The organism is Acetomicrobium thermoterrenum DSM 13490 (assembly GCF_900107215.1).
Taxonomy (GTDB): Bacteria; Synergistota; Synergistia; order Synergistales; family Acetomicrobiaceae; genus Acetomicrobium; species Acetomicrobium thermoterrenum.
In genome coordinates, this window is the sequence record NZ_FNPD01000001.1 from 233782 (window position 1) to 251037 (window position 17256).

Genomic DNA, 17256 nt, shown 5'->3' on the forward strand with positions numbered 1-17256 from the left:
TAGGGTATTACAGTAGCAGATAGGAGTAGCGATGTGGATGTAGGGTTTGATGATAGAAGAGATTACAATGAATTTTGCCCATGGCGGCGCTTTGGCTTTCGCAAAAAGGTACTTTCCTCCGATTGGAGGAGCATGGAAAGGGAGATAGCAAGACATTATGGAGACAGAGTAAAGATCTCCTCTTTGGTTAAAAGCGCCGTGCTGGTGCCTATGTTGACTGTAGCGGGAAGGCCGTCTCTTTTACTGGTCGAAAAAAAAGATGACCTTCCCAAACACGGAGGGCAAATTGCCTTTCCCGGCGGTAAGATGGAGCCCTACGATAAAGGGCCCGTCGAGACAGCACTACGTGAATTTGAGGAAGAGACAGGTTTGCCCTCTAGCGAAATTAGCGTAGTTGACATGTTAGATCCCGAGCTTACTCACACGACGGGTTTTGTGATAGTTCCCGTCGTAGGTTTTTTGAAAAATATTGATAATTTAAAAAAGGTTAAAGTAGATTCCAACGAAATCAAAAGGATCATTATCTTCTTTTTGGATGACCCGAATGGTGGTAAGTTTGAGTTAGAGACCTTTTCTCTGAGCGAGGGATTTTCCCTTCTATATCCTATTTACCGTCTCAAAAGCGGAGTAAGGATATGGGGTGCGACGGCACGTATTTTGCTTAAGATAATGGTCAATTCAGGCGTATATTTTAGAGGAGCATTGGAGCGTAGATGTCTTTGATAGGAGCTCATATATCCGTTCGCGGTGGCCTCTCAAAGGCCATAGACAGAGGAAAAAGCCTCTCATGCGAGGCAATACAGATATTCACGAAAAATCAATTACAGTGGAAATCTTCTCCCATAAAATTGGAAGAAAGTATGGCCTTTTACAAAAAGTGGCAAGAGAGCGACATCAAAGAAATAGTAGCCCACGGGTCTTATTTGATTAACTTGGCTTCGGAGGGAGATTTGAGAGTTAAGAGCATATGCGCTACCGTAGAGGAGTTAAAAAGGTGTAATGAACTGGGGATATCCTCTTTAGTATTGCATCCCGGTTCTCATGGGGGCGCAGGTGTTGACGTGGGAATCAAAAGGGTGGCACAGGCTCTTAAGGAGGTATTAGAAAGGACCGAGGAGCTTAAGACAAGAGTGCTTCTTGAGACCACTGCAGGCGAAGGTTTCTCCCTTGGTGGTGATTTGGCTCATTTTGGCGAAATCATGGAGTTGCTGGATGGCCACTTTAGAATAGGTCTTTGTCTCGATACGTGTCATCTATTTGCCAGCGGTTACGAGCTTTCCTCTCTGGAGGGTTATGAACGCCTAATTCTAATGGTTGGCAAGTACGTCGGTCTTGAAAGGGTTGGATGTTGGCATTTAAACGACAGTCGCTTTGAGAGAGGAAGCAGAAAAGACAGGCATGCTCATATAGGAGATGGCAATATCGGCATTGATGCTTTCGCAAATATACTTACCGATCGGCGTTGGGAGAGGGTACCATGTCTTTTAGAGACCCCTAAGGAAGGCCGCGGCGACGAGGGTAATTTGGCTTTATTGAGAAAACTGAGGGGACATTGATTATCGAAAGGAAGACGATCATGGGAAGTAATCCCAAACTTAGGGTAGGGCTCGAAAAAATCCGGGATAACGCTTCGAAAGTGGTGGAGCTTTGCAAAAAAACCGGCATCAGGGCGGGTGGCGTTACAAAGGGGCTTTGTGGAAACCTAAAGGTAGCCGAGGCGATGGTCGACGGAGGATGTTTCTTTTTGGCCGACAGTCGCGTAAAAAATATCGCAAATCTCAAAAGAGAAGGCGTGAATTCTCCTTTTATGCTTTTGCGCTTGCCGATGCCAAGCGAAACAGATGCTGTGGTGACTTGGGCCGATGTAAGCTTGGTTTCCATGGCTGAGACGATCTTACTCTTAGATGAAGCCTGTAAAATTCAAAATAAGTTTCATGAAGTAATAGTCATGGTTGACGTAGGTGATCTGCGCGAGGGTATATGGCCATCTGATGTCGAAATAGAAACGATGGCTAGTGCTTTGAAGAAGTGTAAAAGGGTTCACTGCCTTGGAGTTGGAACTAATGTCGGATGTTATGGCGGCGTTTTACCCTCCCGCGAAAATATGGGCAGGTTGGTCGAGGTTGGCCGTAAACTCGAGGACCTGCTTGGCTACAAGTTGGCGGTCTACTCGGGGGGAAGCAGCTCTTCCTTGGCGTTGATAGAAAAGGGAGAGATGCCTCGGGAAATAAATCAACTGAGAATAGGGGAAGCTATTTTGCTTGGCACTGACGTAACGGGCGGGAGGAAAATTCCCTATTTGAACCAGGATACCATGTTTTTAGAAGCGGAAGTAATAGAGGTCAGGCGAAAGCCGAGCGTGCCTGTAGGCGAAATAGGAGCAGATGCCTTCGGCAATGTGCCGTTTTTTGAGGACAGGGGGGTGCGTCTTAGGGCTGTATTAGCCTTGGGCAAGCAAGATGTCAGGCTTGAAGGAATCAAACCTCTTCAAAAAGGCATCCGCATCCTCGGTGCGTCGAGCGACCATATGATTCTAGATGTAGAAAATTGTGACGAAAACATTTCCCCGGGGAGCGTTCTGGCTTTCAGGGTAGATTATGGGGCGATGCTGGCAGCTGCTACGTCGCCTTATGTGGAAGTGGTGGCGGAAGCAGAATGATCAAATTTCTGTCCTTGCGCGATATTCTAGATATACTCATTATTGCCTTTCTCATATATCGCATCCTCTTATTGCTGATGGATACAAGGGCCATGCAGCTTGTAAAGGGGCTGTTGCTTTTGGCCTTAGTCAGTGTATTTGCCAGGACTTTGCGCTTTGAAGCTTTATCGTGGATATTGGGAAAGTTTTTAGGCGTTATGTTTATAGCCATTCCCATTGTATTTCAACCTGAACTGCGACGGATGCTCGAGGAAATAGGCAAAGGAAGCCTGTGGAGACGGGCCATATCCAGGGAGAAGGCGCAGTCTTTGGCGGATGAGGTTTTAAGGGCCCTACTGTATCTCCAATCTCAAAAAATAGGGGCTTTGATAGTTCTTCAAAGGAGCACTGGACTTAAAGACGTGTGGCAATCTGCTGTAAAATTGGACTCTGAAATTTCTCAAGAAGTGTTGGTATCCATTTTTTGGCCGGGCAATCCCCTCCATGACGGTGCTGCCATACTGGATAGGGAACGGGTGATTGCGGCTTCATGTTTTTTACCCCTGAGCGATAATCCGGATATTTCAAGATGGCTTGGTACGAGGCATAGGGCAGCCTTAGGAATAACGGAGGTATCGGATGCCATATCTTTGGTGGTTTCGGAAGAGCGGGGAGAGGTTTCCTTTGCAATACGCGGTCACCTCTCCAGAGGTCTTAAAGAAAACCAATTGCGTCAGTTGCTCCTTCACTACTTTCTTTCGGAAAGCGAACCCACATCGCTGTGGGAAAAGATCCGTGAGGCCTTTGCTTCATTTCGTTCTGGAGGTGTAAAAGATGATGAAATGGATCGATAATCTGTTCTCCTCCAGGACATTTTTGAAGGTATTTTCCTTGGTACTCGCCTTTTTTCTGTGGTTTTATGTCACGGGAGACAGCAATACCGATGTGGTAAGATCTTACAGACTGGCTTTACAGCTTCGAAATGTCCCTAGCGGGGTTACGATCCAACTTCCCAGCAGGGAGGTCGAGGTTCAAGTGGCTGCCAACAGGTTTTTGGCATCGAACATTATCCCCGAAAAGGACATAGTTTGTTATGTCGACCTTCAGGGATTGGAGCCGGGGCGGCATACCCTCCCAGTAAGGACATCTTTGTCAACGGGATTGCAGTTGATAACAATAAACCCCTCAACGGTGGATCTCAGATTGGAAAAGAGCGCGGAAAGGGCGATCCCCGTTACGCCGGAATTGCCTCAGCTGCCCGACGGATATGCTTTACGAAGCGTTATCGTGTCTCCCTCCCAAGTGATCGTACGGGGTACAGAAAGCGATGTGAAAAGGATAACGGGCGCAGTCGTCGTTCCCTCTCTTGCCGATCTGCTTGCCAACGAAAAGATAAGTCTTAAGGTGATGCTTAAACCTCAATCGCAGGAATGGTCGAACGTAACAGTGATCCCTGACAAGGTTGATTTTCAGGCTGAGGTCGATATCGTAAAGATAAAAAAAGAAGTTCCCATCTTTGTTCCCATTGAAGGGGAGCCTCATCCCGATTATATCGTTACGTCCATTCTGACTACTCCAGGGAACGTGATATTGGAAGGGTCAAAAGTGACACTTAACGGGATCAGTTCCATCACTACAAAGTCTCTGAATATAAGCGGAATAAATGAAGACATGGAAGCGCAACTTCCCATTTCAGTCCCGAAAGGGATCAATGTATTGGGAGATAAAAGCGTAACCGTGAAGGTAACATTAAAGCAAAGGATTGCTACTATGAAATACGAAAATTTGGAGATAGAGATAAGGGGCAGAGGTATATATAGAAATTGGAAAATAGATCCCACTAAAGTGGATGTGATCATTGAGGGGCCCCCGTCCATTGTTTCTTCCCTTGAAGGTAAGGAGCCCGCAATAGTGGCGTATGTAGATATTACGAATATAGTGTCCAGGAGATTGTCCATACCCGTAAACGTTGAAGTAAAGGTTAAAGGGATCAGCGTCAAGAAGGTCGATCCTGACAGGGTTACCTTTACGGTTCTGGATTAGACTGATAACTGTAAGGCATTGCAATTTATGATAAATATAGGAGTGAACGTCCAATGGGCAAGAAAATACGATGCTTATTCGGAACAGATGGGGTAAGAGACGTAGCGAATAAGGGGGTCATGATCCCCGAAATGGTGCTGCGTTTGGCCAGAGCCTATGCCCTTTTTTTGGCCGAAAGGGGAATACCCAAACCCACAATTGCCATAGGAACCGATACCAGATTATCATGTCAAATGCTGCAGTCCGCACTGGAGGCAGGGTTCATGTCTGCAGGAGCTGATGTGATGCTTTTAGGCGTTATCCCCACGGCCGGGGTCAGTTTTGCAGTTAGGCAATACGAGTTGGCGGGCGGCGCTGTAATCAGCGCTTCGCATAATCCTGCCGAGTACAACGGGGTTAAATTCTTCGATAAAAGGGGCGTAAAGCTGAGCGATGACGACGAAGCGGCCATAGAGGAGTACCTTGGCGACTCCATGTTGGACGAGTGGAGGCCAACGGGGGCATCGATTGGTGTCTCCATTGAGGCCGAGGACTCTATAGGTGATTACGTAAAATACATGTTGGCAAAGGTCGACAGTTTTTCTCTGTCCGAATACAAAATGGTGATCGATTGTGCGAATGGAGCAATGATAAAATCGGCAAAAGATGTATTTGAAGCTCTAAAGCCAAAAAAAGCGGTTTTTTTGGGCGATAAACCGGATGGTCTCAACATCAACGAGGGCGTCGGCGTGATGTTTATCGAGACATGCCAAGAGGCTGTTTTGAAAGAGGGGGCGGATTTTGGAGTTGCCTTCGACGGTGATGGCGACAGGGTCTTGTTCGTCGACAAAAAAGGTCGCCTGATAAACGGAGATTTGATTCTATGGGTGCTGGCCAGGTGGCTTAAGAAAAAAGGAGCGCTGGGTAGCGGTGTGGTTGCTACAGTGATGAGCAACATGGCATTGGAAGAGCATTTAAACAAAGAAGGCATTCCTCTATTTCGATGTCCCGTAGGCGACCGCTACGTCTATGAAACTATGCAAAAGACCAATTCCTTGCTCGGAGGGGAGCAATCGGGTCATATAATTATTAAAGATTATGTCCAAACGGGCGATGGGTTGTGCACCTCCTTGATGTTCCTTCGAGCCTGCGATGAACTCGGACTTCCCATCAGCGAGTTGAACGATGAATTTTCTCCATACCCTCAGCTTTTACAAAACGTCAGGGTGAGCAGTAAAGACAAAATATTATCTCATCCGGCTTTTTTGGAACTTCTCAGAGAGTACGAAAGAAAAATAGAGGGCCGGGGAAGGCTGTTTGTCAGGCTTTCCGGGACTGAGCCCATGGTGCGAATTTTATTGGAGGGGAAGGGTCTCGATTTGGGTTCTTTAGCTAAAGAGCTGGTTTCGCAAATTCACAAGATAGATAAAGAGCTTGATGAGGTTATTTGACATTTTACTTAAGTATAAAGGAGGTATGTCAATGTCTGGCGTTCGAAAGTGCATCTTCCCCGTGGCCGGTCTCGGAACTCGTTTTTTGCCTGTTACCAAGGAAATACCGAAAGAAATGTTGCCTTTAATCGATAGACCCATTATTCATTACGGTGTGGATGAGGCTGTAGCATCGGGATGTAGTCAAATTATATTTATAACCGGAAGAGGCAAGAGGGCACTAGAGGATTATTTCGACAGATCCTACGAATTGGAACAACTTTTGAAGGAACGTAACAAGGAAGATTTGTACCGTTTAATCACGTCTATAAGCACCCTTGCGGACTTTGCCTATGTAAGACAGCCTGAACCCCTTGGATTGGGGCATGCTATACTCTGTGCCGAACCCTTTTGCAACGAACCCTTCGGGGTTATTTTGACTGATGATGTCATGATCTCCGATAAACCGGTCCTTAAACAGCTCATCGATGTGCGGGAGAAATTTGGAGGCTCGGTGATCGCACTTGAAAGAGTGCCTCACGAAGAAACGGAAAGGTACGGCATTGTAGATGCTACCCCCTATTCGGACAACGTTTATCGGATAAATGACTTGGTTGAAAAGCCAAAGAAAGAAAAGGCGCCCAGCGATTTTGCCATAATGGGAAGGTATGTTCTGTCTCCGTCTATTTTTTCCCATATAAGGAATATAAGTATGGGCGAAGGCGGCGAATATCAACTCACCGATGCCTTGAAAAGCTTGGCACAGGAGGAGCCAATCTGGGGAGTTGTTTACGAAGGAGAGCGTCTCGATTGCGGGACCAAGGTTTCCTGGTTCAGATCGACCATAAGAAGGGGACTTCAAGATCCCGAACTGAAAGACGTTGCCTTAGAAATATTAAGAGATGAAAATATCATTAAATGAATTTGAAAAATGAATTTGAATTATAACTGTAGCGGGCTTCTTGTAAAATGATCGCGATAAGAGCAAGTAGCCCGCTGTTCGGTGGACTGTTAACCCGAGCGGTTCGATCGTTTAGTCAGTATGTAGATATACATCGCTAAAGGTATCAGAGGGGCTATAGCTATATAAAATGGCGCAATAGCCAGCAATACCAAGAAGCTTAACACCATTATCATGGCAAAACTCGACCAAAAGAGGCCTTGCAGTAAAGAGGATTCTCTGCGTTGGTTCAATATACCCAAGACCGAAGACAAAACTACCAGCGCAATTATTAGGAAGCACAAAATTTTTAGATTACCTGTTATTGCATTCTGGACATAATCCATATAGATAGACCTGTAAGCTTTGGGTTCTGTATTCGCTCAAATTTTTGAGTTTGTCCACTTCCTCCTGTTCCATCTCGATGTCTTCCAGTCGGCCGCATTTTTGGCAGAAGAAGTGAGCGTGAGCTGCCCACGTTGGGTCAAAATGGGTTTTTTTCTCGTCGATGGTAAGTATTTGCAGGTAGCCCATTTCTTCCAAGAGCTGCACGGTACTGTATATGGTAGCAAAGGATATGGTCGGATAGTCTTTTTTAAGTTCTTTGTAAAGCTGTTCTGCCGTTGGATGATCCTTGCGCCCGCACAGCCTTTCCACGATTGCCTTTCTCTGACCTGTCAATTTATACCCCCTTGTTTTTAACTTATCCAAAATTTCATCGACATTCCACATGTTTTGATACCCCTCCAATCTGTAATTTAATTTATAACTATTTAAAGGTAAATTTTCAAGAGGGACCGTTCAAAAAGTTTAAAAAATAGGATTTCCTTTGCCCGATTGATCTGGACAAGGAGGCAACGTTTCATGTATAATTCATTTTGCTTTACAATGGGGTGTAGCCAAGCCGGCAAGGCAGCGGACTTTGGATCCGCCATTCGCAGGTTCGAATCCTGCCACCCCAGCCATAAATATGGTATATAAATGGGGGGAGAAAGACTCCCCCCACTTTGTTGCATTGGGAGGCTAGAAGATATGAATTTTACTTGGGGAGCTTTAATTCTTGCCGCCGGCAAGGGCACAAGAATGAAAAGCGTTACCGCGAAAGTGATGCAACCCATTTTGAACGAGCCCATGCTTTTATATCCTCTAAATGCTTTAAAGGGGTGTCAGCAAGTTGCTACTGCAGTAGTAGTAGGATATGGAAAAGAAGGAGTAATAGCTTATCTCAAAAGAGATTGGCCCCATATCGCTACGATCGAGCAAAAGCAGCAAAAAGGTACAGGAGATGCGGTTAAGGTTAGTTCTTCTTTCTGGGAAAATTACGACAATTTATTGGTCCTGCCCGGCGATGTTCCCCTTATTACCAGCGATACCATCGACTTGTTGATGAGACGGCATTTGGAGAAAGGTTCGGCGTTGAGCTTTATCAGTTTTCAGGCGTCCAATGCGGTTGGATACGGTAGGGTCGTTAGAGCCGGCGGCGTTGTTCGAATCGTCGAAGAAAAAGATGCAACCAAAGAAGAATTGAAGATCTCTGAGGTCAACAGCGGCGTCTATGCCTTTTCAACAGATGCCCTTAAACGTCATATTAAAAGTTTGGAATGTAAAAATGCACAGGGAGAGTACTATTTAACTGATCTGGTGGAAATCTTTCAGAGTGCTGGGGAACGTGTTGAAGTGGTGCTCGGAGAGAGAGAAGAAGAGTTTTTGGGAGTCAACGATCCCTTTCAATTGGCACGAACAACCGCTTTGCTAAGGGAATCGATACTTGCTCGGTGGATGGAAAGGGGTGTCAAATGCGTTGATCCCTCAACTGTTTGGATTGGTCCTAACGTACTATTTGAAGGAGAAGCTTTTATTTCTCCAAATGTCCAGATATATGGCAGGACCGTCGTTGGAGATCGTTGCAACATAGGCAGTTTCTCGATAATAAGGGATTGCAGGCTTGAAAGTCAGGTTCACATAAACTCCCACGTGATAATTGAAAATTCTTCAATCGGACGTGAAGCCGTCGTAGGTCCCTTTGCCTATTTAAGGGACGGAGCGGAATTGATGGCACAAGCCTTTGCAGGGAAATTCGTCGAAATAAAGAAGTCAAAAATAGGGGCGAGGAGCAAAGTTCCTCATTTATCGTACATAGGAGATGCTATTATTGGAGAGGACACCAACATCGGTGCCGGCACTATAACATGTAATTACGACGGAATTAGAAAACATCCGACGATAATAGGCGATCGCTGTTTCGTCGGCAGTGATACGATGTTGGTCGCGCCAGTCGAGCTCGATGACGATGTCACTACAGGAGCCGGTTCCGTAATTACCGATAATGTCCCCAAAGGAGCCTTAGCCTTGGCAAGAGCGCGGCAGCGGAACATATTGGGGTGGAAACGGAAAAAATAAGGCATCAACTACTAATAATAAAGGTGGGGGTCGGTCTTTATGGTCTTTAAGGATAGGGAGCTCAAAATTTTTGCGGGGCAATCTCATCCGGACTTTGCCAGGAAGGTGTGCGAAAACCTCCATATATCTTTGGCGGCTTCCAAGATTTATAGGTTTTCCGACGGCGAAATAGGCATATCTATAGAGGAAAGCGTTCGAGGCGCCGATGTGTATGTTATACAATCGACATGCTACCCCTCGAACGAAAACTTGATGGAGTTGTTGATATTTTTGGATGCCTTGAGAAGGGCATCTGCTTATCAGATCAACGTAGTGGTTCCTTACTTTGGTTATGCAAGGCAAGATAGAAAGACACGAGGCAGGGAGCCGATCACAGCAAAGTTGATAGCGAATTTGCTGGAGAAAGCCGGAGCCGACAGGGTAGTATCGGCAGATCTTCATGCCGGACAAATTCAGGGCTTTTTCGACATTCCCGTAGATCATCTCACGGCCGTTCCGTTGTTGGCATCCTATTTCCAGGAGAAGCTGAAGGATGAAATAGAAGCGGGGAAAGTAGTTGTCGTATCTCCCGACATAGGCGGAGTGGTGAGAGCGCGGCGTTTCACAGAGCCCTTGCATACTGATCTTGCCATTGTTGACAAGAGGAGATCCTATGACATAGCCAATCATTGCGAAGTAATGGAGATAATAGGACACGTCGACGGCAAAGTGGCCATCTTGGTGGACGATATGATAGACACCGGCGGCACTATTGTAAAAGCAGCCGAGGCATTGATGGAAAGGGGAGCTAAAAAGGTCTATGCGGCTGCAACCCATGCCGTTTTGTCCGGCCCGGCCATAGAGAGGCTCAAGGATTCGCCAATAGAAGAAGTGGTTTTAACCGATACCATCCCGTTGTCCAAAGAAAAGACATTGGATAAAATCACTGTGTTGTCCATTGCTCCACTTTTTGCTGAGGCTATAAGTAGGATACATTCAAATGATTCGGTGAGCATACTCTTTCGATAGGCTATAATGTTTTAAAATACGGGAAATATTGGCAATCGTTGCGTTTCATTTTACATAGGGTTGCTTTCGCTTAGGGCATTTAACATCATAATTTTAGTTCTGTTTCGAGGGAGGAATTCGATATGGCGGTTGAAAACATTGATATAAGGTTGGAATATAGGGAAAATATGGGAAAGAACAAATCAAAACAGCTACGAAATGAAGGGTATTTGCCTGCAGTCTTTTATGGTCCGGATTATAAAGAAGCAGTTCCGGTCAAGGTGTCCGTCGATGAGATTTTGCCACACATACAGTCTTCCCATTGGAAGACCTTAATGTTTAACGTAATTTTCCCCGACGGCAAGAAAGAGATGGCGATGATAAGGGACTACCAAAGAGATCCTATAAGCAGGCAGGTCCTTCACATCGACTTCTATCAACTTGTAAAAGGACACAGAGTATTGGTAGCTGTTCCTATAGTCCTTATAAACAGGGAATCCTGTCTGGGCGTCAAGAAGGGTGGAGTTTTGATTCAATCTCTTCACGAATTAGAGATGGAAGTTCTTCCTACGGAAATGCCCGATGAGATACATGTAGACATAGCTGGACTCGATATAGGAGACAGCCTTCGAATATCCGATATCAACTTGCCGGAAAGCGCTTTAGTATCGGTCGATCTTGAAGACACTGTCGTTCAAATCGTTGAAGCAGTCGAAGAAGAAGTAGAAGCAGCTGAGGAAGTTGAAAGGGAAGTCGAAGTAATAGGCAAAAAGCCCACCGCAGAAGAAGAGGAGGAATAATTTTAGAGTGGGCGTACGACTCTGCGTCGGCCTTGGCAATCCTGGAGCAAAATATGGCATGACAAGGCACAACGTTGGATGGCTGGCCGTGGATGCCTTGTTGGAAAAATTAAATAAATTTGCCAGCTTCGAGTATCGGTGTAATGGCATGATGTGGGGACCCTTCGAGGTAGAGGGAGAAAGGGTCTACCTGTTAAAGCCGCTCACCTTTATGAATTTAAGTGGCCGTTCTGTAGTTCAGGCAAAAAGAGAGTTAAATTTAGATAATAATAATATATTGATAGTTTATGATGATATATGGTTGCCCTTTGGCAAATTAAGGCTGCGCGCCAAGGGCAGTGCAGGCGGTCATAATGGAATGGCTTCCGTTATAGGCGCGCTTGGCACATTGGAAATACCTAGGCTTAGAATAGGGACGGGGGGAGAGGAACCCATAGAGGATTTAATAGGTTTCGTCTTATCTCCCTTTTACGAAGAGGAAATGAAGGCTTTGCCCGATGTGCTAGAGAGAGCAGCAAAGGCAATTTTGGCCTGGGTTACAATGGATATAGAACATGCCATATCCTACGTAAACAGCAGCCTATAGGACGTGATGCATGAATTGCAGATATACATTGAAAAGGTTTGGGATGTCGACCTCGAAAATTGGATAAGGGGAGACACCCTTTGTCTCCAAACGAAGGGAGCCGCAAGGCCCTGGGTTTTGAGAGATTGTAAATTTAAAAGCATAGCTATATTTCCCGACAATTCGCAGGCACTGGACTTTTATTTTGATTGGAAGGCATTGTTCGGAGAAAGGGAAATAGTCTATTTGCCGGAGTTGCCCTTGACGGCAGATCAGGTGGGGCAATCCGCATTGTGGGTTAGCAGAGGAGAGCTTTATAGAAAGTGGCGTCATGGCGAGGGTAATAAGCTTTTAATATCGACACCGGGAGCCCTTATGACGCCCCTTTCTTTTGCCGACGACAGCTTCAACATAGCTGTTGGAGAAGCCATCGGCAGAGACAATCTATGCCGATGGCTTCAAAACAGCGGCTATGAACAGGTCGATCTGGTGTGGGCGCCTGGCCATTTTGCCCTTAGAGGAAATTTATTGGACCTCTTTGACCCGCTTTACAGATATCCCATCAGGGTGGAATTCTTTGACGACGAAGTGGAGAGCATCAGAGCTTTTGACGGCGAGACTCAAAAAAGCATCGCCCATCATGATGAGATAGAAATTCATAGAATTTACGGCAGTAAATTGTCCTTTCCTTTCGAGACGATCCCTGAGGGTTGCCGCGTAATACTTTTCGACCCAAAGGAGCTCGAGTCGCAGGGAGACATATATAGTTGGCTTTGGGATAAGTTATGCGACGATGATAAGTCTTTGCCTTCCATACAGAGTTGGAGAGAGATTTATAAAATCCTCGGAAGGTTGCCCAAGATAAGAATCGATTCATCGCCGGAAGGTGCAGCATATAGGTTCGATATATTGAACGAGCCTTATTTTAAAGGAAAATTAGAAGAGGCCAATGCTTATCTGCTCAAGTGGAAAGAAGAGGGTTACAGAGTTAGCCTCTACGCTGATATGGAGCATTTGGCCGATTGGGCGCGGAGTCGGGATATCGAATTCATACCTAGGCCCATTAGCAGTGGTTTTCTGGATATAAAGGGCAAAAAGGTCGCACTGTCCCAATCTTCGATTATGGGGATCGACAGGTCAAATGTTTTGGATTTCTCCTATCGCCCTCCGTCGGATTGGGAGGAAACTTTAGAGGTCGGCCAGCACGTGGTACACGAGGATTACGGGATAGCCATTTTCAAAGGAGTTACCTCTACGGATACTGGAGAAGGCGAAAGGGAATATCTGATTTTAGAGTACGGCGATAAAAAAAGACTATTAGTGCCGATATATCAGCTGTACAAAATTGCCCCTTACGAAGGAATATACGGAGTTGAACCTCAGCTTGATCGTCTTGACAGGAAGTCGTGGAAAAAGAACCTCCAAAAAGCGAAAGAAAAGGCTCAAGAGGTTGCAGCGGATCTGTTATCGCTCTATGCATTGAGGGAATTGAAAAAGGGATTTCCCTTTCCCAAAGACGGAGATATGTCGCGTCATTTTGAAAAGACCTTCCCCTATAAAGAGACCTCTGACCAGTTGAAGGCGATTGAAGAGATCAAGAGGGATATGGAAAAGCCGGTTCCCATGGACAGAGTCCTGGTGGGAGATGTCGGTTTCGGCAAGACGGAAGTGGCATTACGCGCTGCAATAAAGGCCGTAGAGGGAGGAAAACAGGTTGCGGTATTGGTTCCCACTACTCTTCTTGCAGAACAACATTACGAAAATTTCATTGCCAGAATAGGTGACATGCCGATCAGGGTGGAACAGCTTTCGCGCTTCGAAGGGCAGGCAAAACAGCGCCTTATATTGGAGGATACGAAAAAGGGACTTGTGGATATACTGATAGGTACCCATCGAATATTGCAGAGGGATGTTCAATTTAAAGATTTGGGTCTGGTCATTATAGACGAGGAGCACCGGTTTGGGGTGAAACAAAAGGAACTTTTAAAAAAGATGAGAGCCGAGGTAGATGTACTTTCCATATCGGCTACGCCGATACCCAGAACACTTTATATGGCACTGTCCGGGATTAGGGACATATCTCTTCTGAACACCCCTCCCAAGGAAAGACAGCCCGTTATAACTGTAGTCGGGCCGTGGAGGGATAGCCTTGTGAGAGAAGCCATCGTAAGGGAGATATCTCGAGGCGGTCAAGTATTTTTTGTATATGATCGAATTAAAGGGATAGAGAAAAGGGCGCAGAGCTTAAAGAAGCTCGTTCCCGAGGCAAAAGTAGGAATTATTCATGGCCAGCTCCCCAAAAACGCTCTCGAAAGGACGATGATTAAATTTTTAAGGGGAGACATCAACGTCCTCGTCTGCACCACTATTGTCGAAAGCGGCCTCGATATAGCTAGGGCTAACACTCTTATTGTGGATAATGCGCACATGTTTGGGCTTTCTCAACTTCATCAGCTACGCGGAAGGGTAGGCAGAAGGAGCAGACAAGCTTTTGCATATATGTTGTATCCTAGTGATAAAGTGTTAACACAAGAGGCGATGCAGAGACTTGAGGCCATTTCGGAATGCAATCAGTTGGGCGGAGGATATATGTTGGCCTTGAGGGATCTGGAAATTAGGGGCGGAGGTAACCTCTTGGGCATAGAACAACATGGGCACGTTGAAAAAGTTGGTTTTCAACTCTACTATAAATTGATCGAAGATGCTATGAAGAATTTGAAGGGAGAAGGAACCGAGGCTCTTTCTATGGATATAAAGATTCCCATAGGCATTCCAGAGCACTACATTCCCCAGGCAAGCTTGAGATTAGCTTTGTACAGAAGGTTGCTCAGGGATTTGAATTTTGAAGATATTGAGGAAATTAATCGGGAAATTGTCGATAGATTCGGATCTTTTCCTGAAGAAATTGAGTTGCTGTTGAATATAACAAGACTGAGAGCGGGATTGCCCGGTCTTATGGTTCGTGAGATTGCGGCGGATGCGAAGGAGATATATTTGAAGGGCGCAAGAGAGGGTCTTTCCGCACTGGTCGGAGGAAGGCCGGGTTGGATAATCACCGACTCTGTTGCCAAGGGCCCCGGTGGGCCAAAGGGAATAAAGGAATTGGTCCGATATATGATGGATGCCTTGAAACGATGCGAGGGGGCGGTTGAAGAATGGGACCGAAGCGCCATATAGGCGGAAGTTTCGAGGAGCTTGTCGAGATTATGAAAAAATTGCGGGCGCCGGGAGGTTGTCCTTGGGATAGAAAGCAGACTCTTGAGATGTTGAAGGAGTACGTTATCGAAGAAAGCTACGAATTGATCGATGCCATCGACTCGAGAGACGTAAAAAACATCTGTGAGGAATGCGGAGATCTTCTCCTACAGATTGTTTTCATCGCTCAGATAGCTGCTGAAAACGACTGGTTCGACGTTCAGGAAATAATAGAATCGCTCTGCGACAAATTAAAACGAAGACACCCTCATGTATTCGGAGATCTCAAGGTTCGAGATAGCGAAGAGGTGAGACGGAATTGGGATATGATAAAATTGCAGGAGCGGGAGTCGAAAAAAGAGGAGCCCTCTCGACTTACGGGTATTCCCAGATCAATGCCAGCGCTTCTAAGAGCATATGCTATTCAAGAGCGAGCTGCGAAGGTGGGTTTTGACTGGGAGAAGGGTAATTTGGATCCCATTTGGGCTAAATTAGACGAAGAGATTCGTGAGCTTCGAAAGGCTTTAGACGAGGGCGATGCGGGAGAGGTGAAGGAAGAGATTGGAGATTTGCTCTTTGCCGTGGTTAATTTATCAAGACACATTGGAGTGAATCCCGAAGAGGCCCTTCAAGGGGCAAATGAAAAATTTTCCGCCAGGTTTAGGTTTATCGAGAAATCTGTGGAGGGAAAGGGAAGAAGTTTTGATGAATATTCGCTGGACGAACTGGAAACGCTTTGGCAGTCTGCGAAAAAAGCACAAAGGACCAAGGGGAGGCTAATTTTTGATGGACAATAATGATGTTAACCTGAGCGGCATTGACATATTTGGGGAGTCCATAAAGGGACAAAAGGGCGAAAAAAAGAAGGTATTAGTTACCGAGACCGTTTTAAGAGATGCCCATCAGTCCTTAATGGCAACCAGGATGCGGACGGAAGATATGCTATCCGTGGCTGCCAAGATGGATGAGATTGGATATTACTCCTTCGAAATGTGGGGAGGGGCCACTTTTGATGCGGCCATGCGTTTCTTGAACGAAGACCCCTGGGAGCGCTTGAGGGCGCTCAGACGGGTAGTTAAAAAAACTAAACTTCAAATGTTGTTGCGTGGCCAAAATATAGTGGGATATAAACACTATCCTGACGATGTGGTGCGAGAATTTGTGAAGAGGGCTGTCGGTAATGGGCTGGATATCATAAGAGTTTTCGATGCCTTGAATGATCTTAGAAACATGGAAGTTGCAGCAGATCAGGTGAAGAAAGAGGGCGCTCATTTGCAGCTTTCTATTTGCTATACTATTTCGCCGGTCCATACATTGGAGTCCTTTGCACAGCTTGCACAAGAAATGAAAGCGATGGGTGCGGATTCCATATGTATAAAGGACATGGCTGGGCTGTTGTCGCCAGTTGCTGCCTATCGCCTGGTGAAAGCCATAAAAGAAAAGTGCGATCTGCCTGTACAAGTCCATACTCATTACACCAGCGGAATGGGATCCATGGCGTATCTTGCTGCGATTTTGGCAGGGGCTGACGTAGTCGATTGTGCTATTTCGCCTTTTTCCATGGGCACAAGCCAGCCTCCGACCGAATCCCTTGTGGCTTCTTTGAAGGATTCCATCTACGATACCGGAATAGAACTTCAGGATCTCGTGCCTATAGCCAATCACTTCAAAGAGGTAAGAAAGAAAAACGAAGACTTAATCGTAGGCTTGACCGGAGTGGACATTAATGTCCTGATCTACCAAATTCCAGGGGGTATGTATTCGAACCTGGTAAGCCAGCTCAAGGAACAGAATGCTTTGGATAAACTCGATTCAGTTCTGAAGGAAGTTCCAAAGGTTCGTCGGGAAATGGGATATCCTCCTCTGGTTACCCCTACAAGTCAGATCGTCGGAACTCAAGCCACGCTGAACGTGTTGGTAGGAAAAAGGTGGCATATGGTTCCAAATGAAGTTAAAATGTACTTCCTGGGCTACTATGGCAAGCCCCCTGCATCGGTTGACCCTGAAGTGGCGAAGAAGGTCATTGGCGAAGAAAAGCCCATAACATGCAGACCTGGCGAGATTTTGCCGCCCGGTTTGGAGGAAGCCCGCAAGGCCGTAGAATCATGGATACTGCAACCGGAAGACGTTTTGAGCTATGCCTTATTTCCAAACGTGGCCAAGGATTTTCTGATTAGAAAATTCGCTAGGACCTTAAAAAGGGATGTAGGGTTTGAGGAAATTGTCGAAGGAGTAGCCTACCCTGTATAGGGTTATATTTGATGCGTAAGAAGGAGGGA

General features: G+C 45.9%; 15 protein-coding genes and 1 tRNA gene. 15 read left to right on the forward strand and 1 reads right to left on the reverse strand.

Features of this window, described 5'->3' with window-relative positions; translation table 11 throughout:
• Positions 1 to 33 precede the first annotated feature (33 nt).
• The 7 genes from BLU12_RS01255 to galU are packed head-to-tail and all read left to right on the forward strand — an operon-like array spanning position 34 to position 7012.
• Complete coding sequence (locus tag BLU12_RS01255; protein ID WP_234945353.1) at positions 34 to 723, forward strand: NUDIX hydrolase; 690 nt, start codon at positions 34 to 36, stop codon at positions 721 to 723.
• Positions 714 to 1556 carry a deoxyribonuclease IV gene (locus tag BLU12_RS01260; protein WP_091459976.1) on the forward strand — a complete coding sequence of 281 codons (843 nt, stop codon included), beginning with the start codon at positions 714 to 716 and terminating at the stop codon, positions 1554 to 1556. Before BLU12_RS01255 ends, BLU12_RS01260 begins: the two co-directional genes overlap by 10 nt.
• On the forward strand, positions 1553 to 2659 hold the full coding sequence (locus tag BLU12_RS01265) for an alanine/ornithine racemase family PLP-dependent enzyme (protein WP_091459978.1): 1107 nt from the start codon (positions 1553 to 1555) through the stop codon (positions 2657 to 2659). The genes BLU12_RS01260 and BLU12_RS01265 overlap by 4 nt, the downstream gene beginning before the upstream one ends.
• A complete protein-coding gene (gene cdaA / locus BLU12_RS01270) occupies positions 2656 to 3492 on the forward strand; it encodes a diadenylate cyclase CdaA (RefSeq protein ID WP_091459980.1) in 837 nt (278 codons plus the stop codon). Before BLU12_RS01265 ends, cdaA begins: the two co-directional genes overlap by 4 nt.
• The gene (locus BLU12_RS01275; protein WP_091459981.1) at positions 3473 to 4681 is read left to right on the forward strand and encodes a CdaR family protein; all 1209 of its coding nucleotides are present in this window, start codon (positions 3473 to 3475) and stop codon (positions 4679 to 4681) included. Before cdaA ends, BLU12_RS01275 begins: the two co-directional genes overlap by 20 nt.
• Before the next feature lie 53 nt (positions 4682 to 4734).
• Positions 4735 to 6111 (forward strand): phosphoglucosamine mutase, encoded by a 1377-nt coding sequence (glmM, locus tag BLU12_RS01280; RefSeq protein ID WP_091459983.1) that lies wholly within the window; start codon positions 4735 to 4737, stop codon positions 6109 to 6111.
• A gap of 31 nt (positions 6112 to 6142) precedes the next feature.
• Entirely contained in the window at positions 6143 to 7012 is an 870-nt protein-coding gene (galU, locus tag BLU12_RS01285) for a UTP--glucose-1-phosphate uridylyltransferase GalU (protein WP_057940892.1), read from the forward strand.
• 333 nt (positions 7013 to 7345) lie between these two features.
• Here the strand turns inward: galU and BLU12_RS01290 are convergent, their stop codons facing one another.
• Positions 7346 to 7762 carry a Fur family transcriptional regulator gene (locus tag BLU12_RS01290; RefSeq protein ID WP_009201299.1) on the reverse strand — a complete coding sequence of 139 codons (417 nt, stop codon included), beginning with the start codon at positions 7760 to 7762 and terminating at the stop codon, positions 7346 to 7348.
• A 157-nt stretch (positions 7763 to 7919) separates the two neighbouring features.
• Here BLU12_RS01290 and BLU12_RS01295 point away from each other — a divergent pair.
• The 8 genes from BLU12_RS01295 (at position 7920) to BLU12_RS01330 (ending at position 17227) form a co-directional block, all read left to right on the forward strand.
• Positions 7920 to 7995: transfer RNA gene (locus tag BLU12_RS01295), tRNA-Gln, on the forward strand.
• Positions 7996 to 8062: 67 nt separating this feature from the next.
• Positions 8063 to 9430 carry a bifunctional UDP-N-acetylglucosamine diphosphorylase/glucosamine-1-phosphate N-acetyltransferase GlmU gene (gene glmU / locus BLU12_RS01300; protein WP_091459985.1) on the forward strand — a complete coding sequence of 456 codons (1368 nt, stop codon included), beginning with the start codon at positions 8063 to 8065 and terminating at the stop codon, positions 9428 to 9430.
• Between the two features lie 39 nt (positions 9431 to 9469).
• Entirely contained in the window at positions 9470 to 10438 is a 969-nt protein-coding gene (locus tag BLU12_RS01305) for a ribose-phosphate diphosphokinase (RefSeq protein ID WP_091459986.1), read from the forward strand.
• A 122-nt stretch (positions 10439 to 10560) separates the two neighbouring features.
• On the forward strand, positions 10561 to 11217 hold the full coding sequence (locus BLU12_RS01310; protein WP_091459988.1) for a 50S ribosomal protein L25: 657 nt from the start codon (positions 10561 to 10563) through the stop codon (positions 11215 to 11217).
• Between the two features lie 7 nt (positions 11218 to 11224).
• Complete coding sequence (gene pth, locus BLU12_RS01315; RefSeq protein WP_091459990.1) at positions 11225 to 11803, forward strand: aminoacyl-tRNA hydrolase; 579 nt, start codon at positions 11225 to 11227, stop codon at positions 11801 to 11803.
• A 6-nt stretch (positions 11804 to 11809) separates the two neighbouring features.
• Positions 11810 to 14959 (forward strand): transcription-repair coupling factor, encoded by a 3150-nt coding sequence (gene mfd, locus BLU12_RS01320; RefSeq protein ID WP_091459991.1) that lies wholly within the window; start codon positions 11810 to 11812, stop codon positions 14957 to 14959.
• Positions 14938 to 15774: a nucleoside triphosphate pyrophosphohydrolase gene (gene mazG / locus BLU12_RS01325; protein WP_091459993.1), complete on the forward strand. Its 837-nt coding sequence runs from the start codon at positions 14938 to 14940 to the stop codon at positions 15772 to 15774. Before mfd ends, mazG begins: the two co-directional genes overlap by 22 nt.
• Positions 15764 to 17227, forward strand: coding sequence for a pyruvate carboxylase subunit B (locus BLU12_RS01330; RefSeq protein ID WP_091459995.1), 1464 nt, complete (start codon positions 15764 to 15766; stop codon positions 17225 to 17227). The genes mazG and BLU12_RS01330 overlap by 11 nt, the downstream gene beginning before the upstream one ends.
• Positions 17228 to 17256: the final 29 nt, after the last annotated feature.